The organism is Paenibacillus sp. JJ-100, from assembly GCF_948329825.1.
GTDB lineage: Bacteria > Bacillota > Bacilli > Paenibacillales > Paenibacillaceae > Paenibacillus.
In genome coordinates this window covers 1,326,837-1,342,933 of the sequence record NZ_CAOJCM010000002.1, presented here as the reverse complement: position 1 = coordinate 1,342,933, position 16,097 = coordinate 1,326,837, and the positions used below count along the sequence as shown (strand labels likewise).

Annotated in this window: 12 protein-coding genes and 2 riboswitches; of the genes, 8 read left to right on the top strand and 4 right to left on the bottom strand. The window is 46.8% G+C overall.

Annotated elements, in window-relative coordinates; genetic code table 11:
• The first annotated feature begins 246 nt into the window (after positions 1–246).
• The 3 genes from ptsG (at position 247) to ptsP (ending at position 4,353) form a co-directional block, all read left to right on the top strand.
• Positions 247–2,301, top strand: a complete 2,055-nt coding sequence (gene ptsG / locus PQG66_RS12715; protein ID WP_272038025.1) for a glucose-specific PTS transporter subunit IIBC — start codon at positions 247–249, stop codon at positions 2,299–2,301.
• A 77-nt stretch (positions 2,302–2,378) separates the two neighbouring features.
• Positions 2,379–2,654, top strand: coding sequence for an HPr family phosphocarrier protein (locus PQG66_RS12710; protein ID WP_036617010.1), 276 nt, complete (start codon positions 2,379–2,381; stop codon positions 2,652–2,654).
• On the top strand, positions 2,647–4,353 hold the full coding sequence (gene ptsP / locus PQG66_RS12705; RefSeq protein ID WP_272038163.1) for a phosphoenolpyruvate--protein phosphotransferase: 1,707 nt from the start codon (positions 2,647–2,649) through the stop codon (positions 4,351–4,353). The genes PQG66_RS12710 and ptsP overlap by 8 nt, the downstream gene beginning before the upstream one ends.
• Before the next feature lie 261 nt (positions 4,354–4,614).
• Here the strand turns inward: ptsP and gcvPB are convergent, their stop codons facing one another.
• The 3 genes from gcvPB to gcvT form a co-directional block, all read right to left on the bottom strand.
• Positions 4,615–6,054, bottom strand: a complete 1,440-nt coding sequence (gene gcvPB, locus PQG66_RS12700) for an aminomethyl-transferring glycine dehydrogenase subunit GcvPB (RefSeq protein ID WP_272038162.1) — start codon at positions 6,052–6,054, stop codon at positions 4,615–4,617.
• Between the two features lie 149 nt (positions 6,055–6,203).
• Positions 6,204–7,559, bottom strand: a complete 1,356-nt coding sequence (gene gcvPA / locus PQG66_RS12695; protein ID WP_272038024.1) for an aminomethyl-transferring glycine dehydrogenase subunit GcvPA — start codon at positions 7,557–7,559, stop codon at positions 6,204–6,206.
• On the bottom strand, positions 7,556–8,698 hold the full coding sequence (gcvT, locus tag PQG66_RS12690; protein ID WP_272038023.1) for a glycine cleavage system aminomethyltransferase GcvT: 1,143 nt from the start codon (positions 8,696–8,698) through the stop codon (positions 7,556–7,558). The genes gcvPA and gcvT overlap by 4 nt, the downstream gene beginning before the upstream one ends.
• Before the next feature lie 204 nt (positions 8,699–8,902).
• Positions 8,903–9,005: riboswitch (glycine riboswitch) on the bottom strand.
• A 3-nt stretch (positions 9,006–9,008) separates the two neighbouring features.
• Positions 9,009–9,132, bottom strand: a riboswitch (glycine riboswitch).
• A 264-nt stretch (positions 9,133–9,396) separates the two neighbouring features.
• On the opposite strand from gcvT, the gene gcvH reads away from it, so the two are divergent.
• From gcvH to PQG66_RS12665, 5 genes are all read left to right on the top strand, one after another.
• Positions 9,397–9,786: a glycine cleavage system protein GcvH gene (gcvH, locus tag PQG66_RS12685; protein WP_272038022.1), complete on the top strand. Its 390-nt coding sequence runs from the start codon at positions 9,397–9,399 to the stop codon at positions 9,784–9,786.
• Between the two features lie 445 nt (positions 9,787–10,231).
• Positions 10,232–11,695 carry a PTS mannitol transporter subunit IICB gene (locus tag PQG66_RS12680; RefSeq protein WP_272038021.1) on the top strand — a complete coding sequence of 488 codons (1,464 nt, stop codon included), beginning with the start codon at positions 10,232–10,234 and terminating at the stop codon, positions 11,693–11,695.
• 79 nt (positions 11,696–11,774) lie between these two features.
• Entirely contained in the window at positions 11,775–13,877 is a 2,103-nt protein-coding gene (locus PQG66_RS12675) for a BglG family transcription antiterminator (RefSeq protein ID WP_272038020.1), read from the top strand.
• Between the two features lies 1 nt (position 13,878).
• Positions 13,879–14,313, top strand: a complete 435-nt coding sequence (locus PQG66_RS12670; RefSeq protein WP_272038019.1) for a PTS sugar transporter subunit IIA — start codon at positions 13,879–13,881, stop codon at positions 14,311–14,313.
• Positions 14,310–15,455 (top strand): mannitol-1-phosphate 5-dehydrogenase, encoded by a 1,146-nt coding sequence (locus PQG66_RS12665; protein WP_272038018.1) that lies wholly within the window; start codon positions 14,310–14,312, stop codon positions 15,453–15,455. The genes PQG66_RS12670 and PQG66_RS12665 overlap by 4 nt, the downstream gene beginning before the upstream one ends.
• 273 nt (positions 15,456–15,728) lie before the next feature.
• Here the strand turns inward: PQG66_RS12665 and PQG66_RS12660 are convergent, their stop codons facing one another.
• A complete protein-coding gene (locus tag PQG66_RS12660; RefSeq protein WP_272038017.1) occupies positions 15,729–15,971 on the bottom strand; it encodes a cysteine-rich CWC family protein in 243 nt (80 codons plus the stop codon).
• Between the last annotated feature and the right edge of the window lie 126 nt (positions 15,972–16,097).

Genomic DNA, 16,097 nt, shown 5'->3' with positions numbered 1-16,097 from the left:
GTAAAGGCTTGCAATACAATTTAAGTGATGCTACAATGATGACCGTAATCAAGCAACTGAATAAACATAAGCGACGTGTTACTGACTCGATCAGGCATGAGTTAATTTGAGTGTGATTGTTCTACCTTTTTACGGGTATGCTATACCCTAAGGTTGGCACAGTTCACTTTTATTAGTTCATGCCTTTTTTGTGTTCCCTTGCTTGTATCACGACATATAACTCATGTGAAAGGAAGAAGCGACGCCATGTTTAAAAAGCTTTTTGGTGTATTGCAAAGAGTAGGTAAAGCTCTTATGCTGCCTGTAGCCATTTTGCCAGCGGCAGGTTTGCTGCTCGGAATTGGTAACATGCTTGTTAACCCAGATTTTCTGCAATATGTTACTGCACTCGATACCCCTTGGGTAAACTCGATTGCAACGATCATGATGAACGCAGGTCAGATCGTATTTGATAATCTGGCATTGCTGTTTGCTGTCGGCGTAGCCGTCGGACTGGCTGGCGGTGAAGGGGTTGCTGGACTTGCAGCCATCATCGGTTACCTGGTCATGAACGTAACTCTGGGTTCTGCCGTAGGTGTTACACCTGCTATGATTGGTGAGGTGCCGGGTTATGCATATGTTCTGGGTATTCCTACATTAAGCACAGGGGTATTTGGAGGTATCATTATAGGTATCGCCGCCGCACTGTGTTACAATCGGTTCTTCAAAATTGAACTACCGTCTTACCTCGGTTTCTTTGCAGGTAAACGCTTTGTTCCTATTGTTACATCGGTCGTTTCCTTGATCATCGGTTTGCTACTTGTGGTCATCTGGCCTCCAATCCAAAATGGTCTGAATGCCGTTTCTCACTTTATGGTGGATACAAGTCCGACATTGTCGGCTTTCATTTTCGGTGTAGTTGAACGGTCACTGATCCCATTTGGTTTGCATCACATCTTCTACTCTCCATTCTGGTTTGAGTTCGGTGAGTATGTGAATAAGGCCGGCGATGTCATTCGCGGGGACCAAAAGATTTTCTTCAGCCAGCTGCGTGATGGAGTTGCACTGACTGCGGGAACATTCCAAGTTGGTAAATTCCCGTTCATGATGTTCGGTTTGCCAGCAGCCGCACTTGCGATGTACCATGAAGCTAGACCTGAGCATAAAAAATATGTTGCAGGTATCATGGGTTCTGCTGCGCTGACATCATTCCTGACAGGGATTACAGAACCACTGGAGTTCTCGTTCCTGTTCGTAGCGCCAATTTTGTTTGCTGTACACTGTATCTTTGCAGGTCTGTCTTTCATGACGATGCAGTTGCTTGAAGTCAAAATCGGGATGACCTTCTCCGGTGGTTTCATCGACTTCCTGATCTTCGGTATCATTCCAAACCGTACGCCATGGTGGAACGTGATTATCGTTGGTTTAATTCTTGCTGTGATCTACTACGTCGGATTCCGATTCATCATTCGCAAGTTCAACCTCAAAACACCAGGACGTGAAGAAGCATCTGCGGAATCTTCATCTGACGGTTCCACAACTTCGACGGATGATTTACCGCATAACATTCTTGAAGCCTTTGGCGGCAAGGAAAACATTAAACATCTGGATGCATGTATTACTCGTTTGCGGATTGAAGTGAATGAGAAAGCCAATGTAAAAAAAGACCGTTTGAAACAATTGGGTGCATCTGGTGTGCTTGAAGTGGGTAATAATGTTCAAGCCATCTTCGGAACACGTTCCGATACGATTAAATCCCAAATGCAAGATATCATCGCAGGACGTACACCTGCTCCAGCTCCAGCCGCTGATGTTCAACCGACTCCTGAAGAGGAAAAAGCGGAAGGAGAACAAGGTGAGCGCATCGTTCCAGAGGATATCGTTATGCCAGTGAATGGTGAACTGCTGGATATTACCAACGTGCCTGATCCGGTCTTTGCCGAAAAAATGACAGGTGACGGGTTCGCTATTTTGCCACATGACGGAACAATTACATCCCCTGTGTATGGTAAAGTATTTAATGTATTTCCAAGCAAACATGCCGTTGGAATTATGTCCGATGGTGGCAAGGAAGTACTTGTTCACATCGGTGTCAATACGGTGAAACTGAAAGGTCAAGGTTTCAACGTACTAGTTCAGGAAGGTGATCTGGTATCTGCCGGTCAACCGATTATGGAAGTGGATCTGGAATATGTGAAAGCAAATGCTCCATCCATTATTTCTCCAGTAATCTTCACCAACCTGCCAGAAGGCTCTACGATTACACTCAAGAAGAGTGGCGTGCTCAAAGTTGGCGATCAGCCAATCATTGAGATAAAATAAGAATTGATACATCGATGGCAAGCAAGTGTAAATATATGCAATGCCTATACTAAACTACTGAAAGCGAGATGATTGTAATGCAACAAACATTCAGAATTACAGACGAAGATGGTATCCACGCACGTCCAGCGACAGCTCTGGTAAATACAGCTAACAAATTCAAAGGTGCAGAATCCTTTGCAGAAGCTAACGGCAAAAAAGTAACATTGAAATCCATTCTGGGTGTTCTTTCCCTCGGCCTGGAGCAAGGTGACACTATCAGCATCATCGTTGAAGGTGAAGGCGAAGCTGAAGCTCTTCAAGCTCTGACTGATGTTATGGTTAACGAAGGGTTGGGCGAAATTAATGCTTAATGTTTCTGGGATCGCGGCTTCGGCGGGTATTGCTATCGCCAAGGCGTTTATCTTGGAGCATCCTGACTACTCTGTAGAAAAACGCCAGATTAACGACGTTGACGCAGAGATCGCTAAACTTGACTCAGCTTTGGGTAAATCCCGGGCTGAGCTCGAGGCGATCAAAGAGCGTACTTTACAAGAGCTTGGTGAGAAAAAAGCAGAGATTTTTGCATCCCACTTGCTTATTCTGGATGACCCGGAACTGATTGATCCGGTGAAAGCCAAAATTGCTGATGAAATGGTGAACGCAGAATATGCACTCAATGATACTGCATCGCAATTCATTTCCATGTTTGAAAACATGAAAAGTGAATATTTGCAGGAACGTGCGGCAGACATGCGTGATGTCACTAAGCGTGTGCTAAATCACTTGCTTGGCATCGACTTCATGAGTCCAGCTGAGATCAGTGAAGAAGTCATCGTGCTTGCGGAGGATCTGACGCCTTCTGACACAGCTCAATTGAACCGCAATTTTGTTAAAGGTTTTGCAACGAACATTGGTGGACGTACTTCTCACTCTGCAATTATGGCTCGTTCCCTTGAGATTCCGGCTGTGGTTGGAACGAAGGATATCTTGGCTCAAGCGAAACAAGGTGACTTGATTATCGTTGACGGTCTGGATGGACATGTTCTCGTTAATCCTACGGACGATGTTGTTGCTGAATACCGTGCCAAACAGGAACAGTATGATGCACAACGTGCGGAGTGGAGAAAATTGCGTGACGAACCAACGGTTACGTTGGATAACGTTCACGTGGAACTGGCTGCAAACATCGGTACACCGAATGATGTAACAGGTGTATTGGAGAACGGCGGCGAGGCTGTAGGCCTTTACCGTACCGAGTTCCTGTACATGGGTAGAGACAAGCTTCCTTCCGAAGAAATTCAGTACAATGCTTACAAAGCGGTACTTGAAAAAATGGAAGGCAAACCGGTAGTAGTGCGTACACTCGATATCGGTGGGGACAAAGAGCTTCCTTACCTGGATCTGCCAAAAGAAATGAATCCATTCCTCGGCTTCCGCGCAGTTCGACTGTGTCTGGACCGTCTGGATATCTTCCGTACACAATTGCGTGCATTGCTGCGTGCAAGTGTACATGGAAACTTGCGTGTCATGTTCCCGATGATCGCAACGCTGGGTGAATTCCGTGAAGCAAAAGCTGTCCTGCTCGAAGAGAAGGAAAAGCTGGTCGCTGAAGGTATTGCTGTTTCCGATAGTATTCAACTGGGGATCATGGTCGAAATTCCTTCAACAGCTGTAATGGCGGATCAATTCGCTAAAGAAGTCGACTTCTTCAGTATCGGTACGAACGATCTGATTCAGTACACGATGGCTGCTGACCGGATGAACGAGCGTGTATCTTATTTGTATCAGCCATACAACCCTGCCATTTTGCGTTTGATTAAAATGGTAATCGATGCAGCGCATCGTGAAGGTAAGTGGGTTGGTATGTGCGGTGAGATGGCAGGAGACGAAACAGCAATTCCATTGTTGCTTGGTCTTGGATTGGATGAGTTCAGCATGAGCGCAACTTCTATTCTGCCAGCACGTAGCCAAATTACTAAGCTGTCCCGTGCGGACATGCAGGAACTGGCTGCCAAAGCTCTGGAGATGCAAACCGCTGAACAAGTGGTTGAACTCGTACAAAGCATTTAAGCTTAATTTACCGGAGTTTCCTCCGGATCTAAGGTCTTTCTTTTTCTTTTTCCGATTAAAGGCTGCTTAGGTGCAGCAATATTGCCGGTGTCCACGATACAGTGGATATCGGCTCTTTTTGTTTGTTTAGGAGAGAAACGTGACGGACCACTATATGAAACATAAAAACCCCTTGTAGTATGAGAACAACCTCATCAATACACAAGGGGAGTATTTAAGGGAATCAACCCTATTCACGGTTTTTAAATGAGGAAAGGAATCTTAGCTGCAAGCACAGTTCAATACCGGTTTACGTGCTGCAGTCGTTTCATCCAAACGAGTAACTGGTGTGCCGTAAGGGGCATTCAGCACCAATTCAGGAGTTTCTTCTGCTTCCTTGGCGATCCGAATCATCGTATCTATGAACCCATCCAGCGTTTCTTTGCTCTCAGTTTCCGTTGGCTCGATCATAATGCACTCCTCGACATTCAGCGGGAAGTAGATCGTTGGCGGGTGATATCCAAAGTCCAGTAAGCGTTTGGCTACATCGAGTGTGCGCACACCGTACTGTTTCAGACCGCGGCCTGACATAACAAATTCATGTTTGCACACGCCAGGATATGGAATCTCGTAATGAGGTGCCAGACGAGCCATCATATAGTTGGCGTTCAGGACCGCACATTCAGATACACGGCGTAGACCTTCTGGTCCATAGGTGCGAATGTAGGCATAGGCACGTACCAAGATGCCAAAGTTACCATAATAGGCTTTTACCCGGCCGATGGATTGGTCTCCTTCGTAATCCAGCGCGTACACGCCCTGGTCATTTTGAACAACCATTGGTTTAGGCAGGAATGGAATCAGGCGACTCTTCACACCAACCGGACCTGCACCAGGGCCACCACCACCATGAGGCGTGCTCATCGTTTTGTGCAAGTTCAGATGCACGACATCAAAGCCCATATCACCCGGACGTGTAATACCCATAATAGCGTTGGAGTTTGCTCCGTCATAATACAGCAGCCCTCCAGCTTCGTGTACAATATTGGCAATCTCCTGAATATCCTTCTCGAATAAACCGAGGGTGTTCGGATTAGTCAGCATGAGTGCTGCCGTATCTGAACCTACCGCTGCCCGTAGAGCATCCAGATCGACCAATCCATCCGTACGAGAGGGGATCGTGACCGTTTCGAATCCGGCAACCGTTGCGCTGGCCGGGTTCGTGCCATGGGAGGAATCGGGTACGATAACCTTGGTGCGCAGCTCACCACGACTTTCATGATAAGCCCGAATCATCATTAACCCCGTCCATTCACCATGGGCACCGGCAGCAGGCTGTAGTGTTACTGCATCCATACCTGTCAGCCCTGCCAGATCATTCTGTAAGATATGGAGCAGTTCAAGAGCACCTTGAAGACTGGATTCATGCTGATACGGATGGATTTTGGCGAAACCGTTATAACGTGCAACATCCTCGTTAATCTTAGGGTTATATTTCATCGTACAGGAGCCAAGTGGATAAAACCCGTTATCAACCCCGAAGTTCCGGCGAGATAGTGCTGTATAGTGTCGGATGACATCTACTTCAAACACTTCAGGTAAGGCTGCCGCTTCGGAGCGCAGCATTTCCTGGGGAATCAACGTGCCCGCGTCTTGGCGAGGAACATCACATTCCGGGAGGGAATAGGCCACACGTCCAGGACTGCTTAGTTCGAAAATCAATGTTTGTTCAGGAGCGACGGATGACGCTGCTTGTGGACTAAACGTGGTTACTTGTGCATCGACCCCAGATTGCTGATTCAATGCCTGGTTTGTTTCAGATGTTTCTGATGAAGTACCAGCAACTGTTGCTTTTGTAGTCGTCTCATGAGTCACAACGATCCCTCCAATACACGTGCGAATTCGTCGATCTCTTCTTTGCTGCGTCGTTCAGTAACGGCGATGAGCATATGTCCGGCAAGCTCCGGATAATCACGACCAAGTTCATAACCGCCGATGAAGCCTGCATCGAGCAGTTTCAACTGCAGTGCGTCCACATCGGTTCCTTCAGGAAGCTGAATGACGAACTCGTTAAACGTAGGGGCAATGAATGTAAGATTTACACCGGGAATAGTTTTCAACGTATTTAGTGCATAGCGACTCTTCTGTAGATTTAGATCAGAGACATCGATCATACCTTGTCTTCCCATGGTAGACATATAAACAGAAGCGCTAAGTGCCAGCAATGCCTGATTGGAGCAGATGTTGGACGTCGCTTTTTCGCGGCGGATGTGCTGCTCGCGAGCTTGCAGCGTCAGGACGAAGCCACGTTTGCCGTTGCGGTCTGTCGTCTGACCAACGATCCGACCAGGAATCCGGCGCATATGAGCCTGGGACACGGCGAAGTATCCGCACGTCGGTCCGCCGAGCGAAGCGGCGATTCCGAGGGGCTGCGCATCGCCTACCACGATGTCGGCACCCAGCTTGCCTGGGGCTTCCAGCAAACCGAGCGACAGCGGGTTAGCGCTGACGACGAGCAGGCCTTTGTGCGCGTGCACAAGGTCGGCAGCCTGTTTTACATTTTCCACGGCACCAAAGAAGTTCGGGCTTTGAATCATAACCGCTGCAGTATCGTCCGAGATGGCTGCCTGCAAGGCTTCCCAATCCGTAACGCCGTCTTTGTAGCCTACCTCTACAATCTCGAGACTTAGCCCATGCGCATAGGCTTGCAAAACTTGACGAGCTTCAGGATGAACCGTGCGGGATACAATAAGCTGTTTGCGGCGTGTGGCTGCGGCGGCTAGATTACCAGCTTCTGCAAAAGCAGTTGCACCATCATACATACTGGCATTAGCTACTGCCATACCCGTCAGCTCACAGATATAAGATTGAAATTCGAAGATGGCCTGGAGCTCCCCTTGACTGATTTCAGGCTGATAAGGGGTATAGGCGGTATAGAACTCTGAACGGGAAATGACATGATTGATTACAGATGGGATGTGATGATCATAGATGCCTGCACCGAGAAAGCTGGCGTGTGTCTCAAAATTGGCATTAGCGCCAGCCTGTTTCGACATGTGGCGTGTTAGTGCGTATTCATCCAGCTTAGAGGAGACAGGTAGCTCGCCTTGATAACGGATTTCTTGCGGAATATCTTGGAACAGATCCTCAATCGTATCCACACCAATCGTGGCGAGCATTGCGCTCTGGTCTTGTTCAGTCATCGGAATGTAACGGTGCTTGCTCATGCTTGCTCAGCTCCTTGAGTAGGGGTCTTTGACGCGCGTGTCCGTTTATGAAAAGGGGTCTTAACGACCTGGGCTTTGAGCTTTTTGCCACGTATCTCAATCTCCAGTGGTGTGTCCAGTGCTGTATATTTGGTGTCAATCAGGGCGAGGCCCAGATTACGCTTCAAGGTTGGCGACTGTGTTCCGGTTGTCACTTCACCAATCTGCACGCCATCAGCATAGATCGGATAATGCGGACGCGGGATACCGCGCTCCAGCACTTCAATACCTACGAGCTTGCGGGCAGGACCGTCATTTTTTTGCTGTAACAAAGCTTCGTATCCAATAAAAGGCCCGGCATTTAACTTCACAAACATGCCCAGTCCAGCCTCAAGTGGAGAGATTGTTGGTGACAGCTCTTGACCGTACAAAGGCAGCTTTGCTTCAAATCGCAGTGTATCGCGTGCACCAAGACCTGCTGGAACCAAACCGAGGTCAGCACCCGCCTCCATCAGTTCGTTCCACACGTGAGCAGCCTGATCTGCTGCGACATACAGCTCGAAGCCATCTTCTCCGGTATATCCGGTTCGTGAGAGCAGCAGCTCTACTCCGCATACCTCGGCATTCTGTACGAAGCGGAATGTTTCGATAGAGTCTGCGTCCACTCCTGTACCCGTAACCTTAGCAAGAATCTCGACCGACAGAGGGCCCTGAAGCGCAAGCAACGCTGTTTGCTTGGAGACGTTGGTCATGTTCACGCCTGGTACCATGTGCTCCTGCAACCATGCCCAATCCTTATCGATATTAGAGGCGTTGACGACCAGCATATAGTGTTGCTCCGCCAGCTTGTAGATCAATAAATCATCCACCACACCGCCATCGGGGTAACACATGAACGTGTATTGTGCCTGACCTGGCATGATTGCCGTGACATCATTGGTAGTCATATTTTGTAAAAAAGATTCAGCCTGTTCACCCGTTACGATGAATTCGCCCATGTGAGACACATCAAATAAACCAGCGCGCTCTCGCACCGCTTCATGTTCTTTTTGAATACCACTAAACTGCACAGGTAACTCCCAGCCACCAAAATCGATGCAACGTACACCTTCATATTGTGTATATAGGGGAAATAGGGGGGTTCTTAACAAAGCGGACATCCAATCACCTCGTTATGGTCCATAATCGGGCCAAGTTATAGAAACGTGATTCTGTGAAGCTTTAATTAAACGTAATAAGTGTCATCAGATCGGAGAAGCGGACTGCAAAGCATATCATTCCAGACCCTGCCATTCATTTTTGGGGAAAATGGAAAAGGACAGGCCAAAGAACCGGCATGCCAAGTAGCACGCTGTATTCTTAGGCTCTGTCCCTTGTACCTGAGAGTTACCCCGCCGTTGATTAAGACAGGTTTCCCCTTGGGTGATCAAAAACGTCCAATAACGGACGAATAGATTCTCTCCAGAGTTGCGTCCTGTAAAAGTCCTTTTGCCTGAGAGATTCACCTCCGCTTGTCGGCAGGTTTACTCCTTCGGCGTCGCCTCATGCACAACCCAAACCGGGTTGTACGGGCAATCTCTCCCTTTACATTCATCCGCGGTTCTTACGTAGTTCAATGAACTCATGTTGCTTCTCTCATTAAAACGTGAATCCACTGCTGATGTCAAGATAGATATCCTTCAATTTACGACAAAATACGAATGTTTTATTGAAAGTTAATTGTAATGTTCGTTATTTTAACGAATAAATGATGAGCTATCTTGACATTTGAATCCGATTTATCATACGCTGTTGTCTGGGGAAAAGGGAAAGGTCAGAGAACGCATGCACTCATTAATGAAAAGCGAGGCGGATATCGATGAGCGAATTAAGAAATGATTTCTTGTACAGTGAAGAGCACGAGTGGGTGCAGACCGTTGGGGAGGATACCGTACGAATCGGTATCACCGAGTTCGCGCAACATCAGCTGGGTGACATTGTGTTTGTAGAATTGCCTGATCTCGAAGCAAGTGTAAAAGCAGAAGAAGGTATCGGAACAATTGAATCTGTGAAGACAGTGTCAGATCTGTTCTCGCCAGTCAACGGGACCATTGTTGCCATTAATGAAGCATTGCAGGACTCTCCGGAACTTGTAAACAGTTCTCCTTATGAGGAAGGCTGGATGATCGAAATTCGTATTGATGGGGATGTAACCGCTGCTTTATCTTCATTGCTAAAGGCAGAAGAATATCGTAAGCATATCGAGTAATCCCATAATCTGAGTCATTTGGTTTATTTGTACTTATTAACATATTATGTATTCATATAAATTAGAGCGTTTTATATCCAGACCTGCGTAAGCAAATGAGCTTATGCAGGTTTTTTTTGCTTTTTTTCATCCACATATGGACAAGATCAGAACGAAGATTCTATAGATTCAGGTATAAAAACAGTTGAAATAAACCAAGCTATGCTAGTCTTACAGCGCTGTGTATAAAAAATCATAGACACGGAAAAACCTTGTTGTATCAAGGGTTTACACCTTTTATTTTGATATAAAGCGATTACATAATCCAATGTTGTCATCATTGTTCATGACGAAAGTACGCTTTCATTTGATTGAACAAGATAGGTTTCTCGCTTAGGATAACAGCAGGGGATAAATGATACCCCTTTCATTACGAATAACGATTTGATTCAAGGAGGATAAATCAATGAGTAATTTGGATCAAATGTCCAATTCTAAGGGTGGGTTACGTGTTGGTGTACAGCGTTTTGGACGTTTCCTGAGCGGAATGGTCATGCCTAATATGGGCGCGTTTATTGCTTGGGGACTGATCACGGCAATGTTTATTAAAACAGGCTGGTTCCCGAATGAAACGCTAGCACAGCTTGTTGATCCCATGATTAAATATTTGCTGCCGCTGCTGATCGGTTATACCGGCGGTACGATGGTACATGGAACGCGCGGGGGTGTCGTTGGTGCGATCATGACCATCGGTGTAATTGTAGGCAGTGATATTCCGATGTTCCTCGGGGCTATGATTGCAGGGCCATTGGCTGCATGGGTGATTAAGAAATTTGACAAATCTATTGAAGGTAAGGTCAAAGCTGGTTTTGAAATGTTGGTCAACAACTTTTCGGCTGGAATCATCGGCGGTATATTGGGCATCATTGCTTTGTTAGGGATCGGGCCTGCGGTTGAAGCGCTTAGCAAAGTATTGTCTGCAGGCGTACAAGGGTTGATGAATCTTGGTGTGCTTCCACTGGTCAACCTGATCATTGAACCGGCTAAAGTGTTGTTCCTGAACAATGCTATAAACCACGGGATTTTAACACCAATTGCTACAGATCAAGCCAGAGAATTAGGACAATCTGTACTGTATATGCTTGAATCCAACCCAGGACCTGGACTGGGCATCTTGTTGGCATACTGCTTTTTCGGACGGGGGATGGCGAGATCATCCGCACCTGGTGCAGGCGTCATTCATTTCTTCGGGGGAATTCATGAGATCTACTTCCCTTACATCTTGATGAGACCAATTCTGATTCTGGCAGCCATTGCTGGTGGTGTGGCAGGTACATTAACGTTCATGCTGACAGGGGCAGGATTAGTTTCGGCACCGTCACCAGGAAGTATTATCGCTTATTTCCTGCTGACACCAAAAGGTGGATACATCCCTATGCTTGCAGGGGTTATCGTAGCAACCATTGTTTCCTTCCTAATCGCTTCTCTGCTGCTCAAAACAGGTAAGCAGAAGGAAGAAGATTTAGAGGCTGCTTCCAGCCAGATGAAAGATATGAAGAGCCAAGGTAATACCGCAAATGCAGCGATTACAGCGGATAATCGTGAAGCAGACAGAGCAGCAGATATCGCAACTTCTGCAGCTTCCAAGGCAAAATCGGATGTGAAAAAGATTGTTTTCTCATGCGATGCAGGTATGGGTTCGAGTGCGATGGGAGCTTCGATTCTGCGCAAAAAGATGAAATCTGAAGGGATCGATGTTGCTGTAACCAACACAGCGATTAGTGAAATTCCGCAAGATGCTGACGTTGTGATTACGCAAAAAACATTAACGGATCGAGCGCGTACAGTTGCACCAAATGCGGAGCATATATCCATCGACAACTTCCTAAAAAGCCCGGAATACGATGCGCTTGTTGAACGTTTGAAGTAAGTGATAAACCGTTGCGAATGAGTTTCATGAGCTTTAAATCTACGTAGAGCAGCTGTTTCCAAGAGCCGGAGGCGGAGATATGAGTATTACCAAAAGACAACGTGAAATTGTGGAATTCCTGCTGGAACATCCCCATGAAGTCACGGCTGGCGAAATCGCCTTAGAAGTGAAAGTAAGTACCCGGACTGTTCATCGCGAATTGCTGATGATTGAACAATGGCTTGAACCGCTCGGTATGCGGTTGGAAAAAAAATCGGGGACCGGCATTCGTATTGATTCCGATTCAGATGATCTTAGTGCATTACGCCAGAAGCTGGAAGGTAATGAACATGTAGAGTTTACGCCGGAAGAGCGTAAGCTCTTCATGCTTTGCATCCTGCTGGGAGAGGCTGAACCGATCAAGATGCGTGCTCTTGCCTCTGACATGAAGGTGACGGTCTCGACGGTCACCAACGATCTGGATGATCTGGAGTCACGCATTCGGCAATCCGGTTTAAAACTCGTTCGAAGGCGGGGATATGGCGTCAAAATAACGGGTAGCGAGGCAATCCTTCGCAGAGCTATTGCGGCGCTCGCCATGGAAATGCTGGATGAGTCGGATCTCTTTGGCAGACAGCCGGAGCAAGGGAGCTCCGTCGTTAATCAAAAGTTACTCAGCATGATCGGTCATAGTGATGTGGTTACTATTGAAAATGCATTATGGCAACCGGATATTGAATGGCTGGAGAAGATACCTGAACGACAGTATATGAAGCTGCTTATTCAGTTATCTGCAGCTATTGTTCGAATACGCAAAGGATTTGATATAGGGCGTGTGCCGTCAGGCACAAAAAATATGACTTCTGTTAGAGTATCAGAGTTACATGAACCACAAGTGCCCGAGTATATGGCCTCTCGGCTGTGCAATATATTATCCTCCCAGCTGGGAGTGGCTTTTTCAGAAGCGGAGCAAATGTATTTTCATCAATTGCTGACGGAAACGGAACAGCAGCTTCATACTTCACGTCTGCTCCCGATTGACAATCTGATTCTAATGGATAGAGTCCATTCACTTACGGATCAGATGCAAGATAGAACGGGTTATAGCTTTCATGAAGATCGCTTGCTTCGAGAAGGATTAATAGATCATATGGTGCCTGTAATGGAACGGCTTGAAGGGCATCAAATGATTCGAAATCCACTATTGCAGCAGATTCGCAGAGATTATGACGTTCTATTTGAACAAGTCAAAAGATCCGTGCTGCATGCATGGCCAGGGGTAGAGGTTCCAGATGAAGAGATAGGATTTCTTGTCATGCATTTTGGTGCATCTATTGAGCGGTTACGAGCGTTGAAGCAGGAGATCCGGGCGATCGTTGTGTGTAACAGTGGAATTGGATCCTCGCGCATGTTGTCCAGTCGGCTGTCTAAGGAATTTCCTGAAATTCAGATCATCGATAGCGTGTCATGGTACGAAGCTGCCCGAATGCCAGCAGAAGAGTATGATCTGGTCTTATCAACTGTCGATCTGCCCATGGAGGAAGATCAGTATTACAAAGTCAGCCCGCTGTTGACAGCAGAAGAGAGCGAGAATCTGCGCCATTTTATCAAAACGACAACGCTACAGCGACGACATCACAAACCTCGTGACATAAGGCAGGAGACACCCAACCGAACTTCTGATCCTGAAGGAATGGAAGCGACGCTGCTTGAAATCGTACGGATTATTGGCAAATTTCAAGTGCACACCTTAAATAATGTACAACTTGATTTATCTCAGAGTTTGCTTGCGATGAGTACCGTTGCACATCAATCAGGTGTATTAAAGGATCCTGAAGATGTTGCGAAGCTGCTTGAAAAGCGTGAATCGATGGGAAGTCAGAAAATTCCCGGTACTACGCTAGCTCTTTTCCATACACGGAGCGAAAGTATCTACAGTCCGTCTATCCGTCTGTTCCAGCTGAACGAACCGATGCTTCGGACAAAGGATGATCCGGAAGGAGTCAGCCATGTACTGCTCATGCTCGGTCCAAAGGAATTGTCCAAAGAAAGCTTGGAGGTTCTAAGCGAGATTAGTGCACTGCTTCTTCAAGAAGAGATGGTTATGTTACTCACACAAGGGAATAGGGATGAGATTGTTCATTATCTGTCTCAGGAACTAGTTGGATTTTATCGGAGTAAAACTGAAATTGGAGGTCAATAACATGAGTATGTTAACAACAGACAAAGTCATCATGAACGCGACGGCTCAAGACAAATACGAGGCTATTCGTATGGCAGGACAGATTCTGAAGGATGCTGGCCATATCACTGCAGAGTATATTGACAAGATGATCGAGCGTGAAGAAATTGTATCTACCTATGTGGGCAATGGACTTGCTATTCCGCATGGTACGAAAGAGTCTAAAGCGTTCATTCTCTCAACGGGGATTTCGGTGATTCAATTTCCGCAGGGGGTTGATTTTGGGGAAGAAAAGGCTTATATGGTTATTGGCATTGCAGCTCAAGGCGGAGAACATATGGAGATTTTAACAAGTATTGCGGTAATCTGTGCCGAGGAAGAAAATATGGATGCCCTGCGTCAGGCGAAAACAGCAGAGGAAGTTATTACGATTCTAGAAAGTGAAATGGAACTATGAAGGCCCTTCACTTTGGCGCAGGTAACATTGGACGTGGATTTATCGGTTTGATTCTGTCTCGTGCTGGATACGAGGTGACGTTCTCGGATGTGAATCAAGAACTTGTACATGCTCTTCGAGAGCGCGGTGAGTATACCGTGGAGCTTGCCAATGAGAGTAAAGATCAGGAGACGGTAAGTGGAGTAACCGCTATTGATGGACGGGAGTTACAAACGGTTGCTGATACTGTGGCGGAAGCTGATCTGATTACAACTGCAGTGGGTGTCGCTGTATTGAAACATATTGCGCCCGGTATTGCAGAAGGACTGGAGCGAAGAAGGCGTGCGGGTTCTGTGCAAAATCCGCTGCATATCATTGCTTGTGAGAATGCGATCGGTGGAAGCGCACAGCTGAAAGAGCATGTATATGCATTGCTGGATGAGCAGGCTCGTGCGTTCGCTGATCAATATGTGTACTTTCCAAATTCGGCAGTTGACCGGATTGTACCGATCCAGAATCATGAAGATCCCCTGCATGTTCAGGTAGAGCCCTTTTATGAGTGGGTGGTGGATCGCTCGCAGATGGCACCTGCATTCAAATCAATCGATGGTGTGGTCTATGTGGATGATCTTGAACCCTACATTGAGCGCAAATTGTTTACGGTAAATACAGGACATTGTGTTGCAGCATATATTGGCTATGTACACGGGTATGATACGATTCAGAAGGCCATTGCTGATGAAAAAGTAAAGTCCATTGTATACGGTGCATTGCAGGAGACAGGTCAGGTGTTGGTGAAACGTTTTGGCTTCGACCCGGGAGAGCATGAGCAGTATATTGTCAAAATTTTGGAGCGGTTCATTAATCCTTATCTCACCGATGAGGTAACCCGCGTAGGTCGCTCCCCGCTGCGCAAGCTCTCCCCGAACGATCGTCTTGTTCGCCCGGCGCTTCTGGCGCACGCGAACGATATGTCGGTGACCCATCTGGCTATGGGCATGGCTGCGGCCTGCAAGTTTGATGTGTCCGATGATCCCGAGGCGGTGGAACTGCAAAGCATGATCCGCGATAAAGGCATCGCGGCTGCACTGCAGCACTATACCACCATGGATATTGACCATCCCGTGTTGGTGGAGGCAGTGAAGCAGTATCATCAGATGTGATCAGCCCACGAATCCCCGGTTATAACAGCTTAATATAGTGAAAAATCTAGGGAGAATCGAGCTGAAAACAGGCGATAGCTAGAGTTGCTGAATCTGCTTTTACAGAATTATAGATATCATTAAATATTGAGCTTCTAAGAAGATTAGATCGCAAAGAAACCATTCCCCTTCCAAAGGATGATGCAGTTCCATTGGGAGAGGGAATGGTTTTTTGGTGTTCCAGGCGGACCTTTGGCACGGACACAGTAATGGATACAAGATAACCCGTTCCTGTTATTGCCGTACCTCACTTACCAGACATTGTTGACAGATGCATGATTTGCGACGATGTTCTGCGGGAATACGTTCAAACACTTCCTCAGGGAATACAGCATTATTACACCAGCATTCAGAATGAGGTTTACCTGCAGCATAGACACAATCGTTATTTTCCCCGCAGAGTGGACATCGTAGCTCATGGATTGTATTACTTTGCTTGCTGTTTTGTTTCTCCGGCTTCGGCTGTTTCTCAAGCATGTTGTACCTCTTTTCTTCATTCGTTATTCCTATGCAGACATTCGTAATCTATGGCTTCTATTATATCAAAACGAGCCCTCCAGCTAAGAAGTTTTAGTTAGTCCCTCTTGAGCACAATGGGATAGG

What these genes read in the sequence shown, in the direction of transcription:
- PQG66_RS12680 (WP_272038021.1), top strand. Translation starts at nt 10,232, where the DNA reads ATGAGTAATTTGGATCAAATGTCCAATTCTAAGGGTGGGTTACGTGTT.
- ptsP (WP_272038163.1), top strand. Translation starts at nt 2,647, where the DNA reads ATGCTTAATGTTTCTGGGATCGCGGCTTCGGCGGGTATTGCTATCGCC.
- gcvH (WP_272038022.1), top strand. Translation starts at nt 9,397, where the DNA reads ATGAGCGAATTAAGAAATGATTTCTTGTACAGTGAAGAGCACGAGTGG.
- gcvT (WP_272038023.1), bottom strand. Translation starts at nt 8,698, where the DNA reads ATGTCCGCTTTGTTAAGAACCCCCCTATTTCCCCTATATACACAATAT.
- PQG66_RS12670 (WP_272038019.1), top strand. Translation starts at nt 13,879, where the DNA reads ATGAGTATGTTAACAACAGACAAAGTCATCATGAACGCGACGGCTCAA.
- PQG66_RS12710 (WP_036617010.1), top strand. Translation starts at nt 2,379, where the DNA reads ATGCAACAAACATTCAGAATTACAGACGAAGATGGTATCCACGCACGT.
- PQG66_RS12675 (WP_272038020.1), top strand. Translation starts at nt 11,775, where the DNA reads ATGAGTATTACCAAAAGACAACGTGAAATTGTGGAATTCCTGCTGGAA.
- PQG66_RS12660 (WP_272038017.1), bottom strand. Translation starts at nt 15,971, where the DNA reads ATGCTTGAGAAACAGCCGAAGCCGGAGAAACAAAACAGCAAGCAAAGT.
- gcvPA (WP_272038024.1), bottom strand. Translation starts at nt 7,559, where the DNA reads ATGAGCAAGCACCGTTACATTCCGATGACTGAACAAGACCAGAGCGCA.
- ptsG (WP_272038025.1), top strand. Translation starts at nt 247, where the DNA reads ATGTTTAAAAAGCTTTTTGGTGTATTGCAAAGAGTAGGTAAAGCTCTT.
- PQG66_RS12665 (WP_272038018.1), top strand. Translation starts at nt 14,310, where the DNA reads ATGAAGGCCCTTCACTTTGGCGCAGGTAACATTGGACGTGGATTTATC.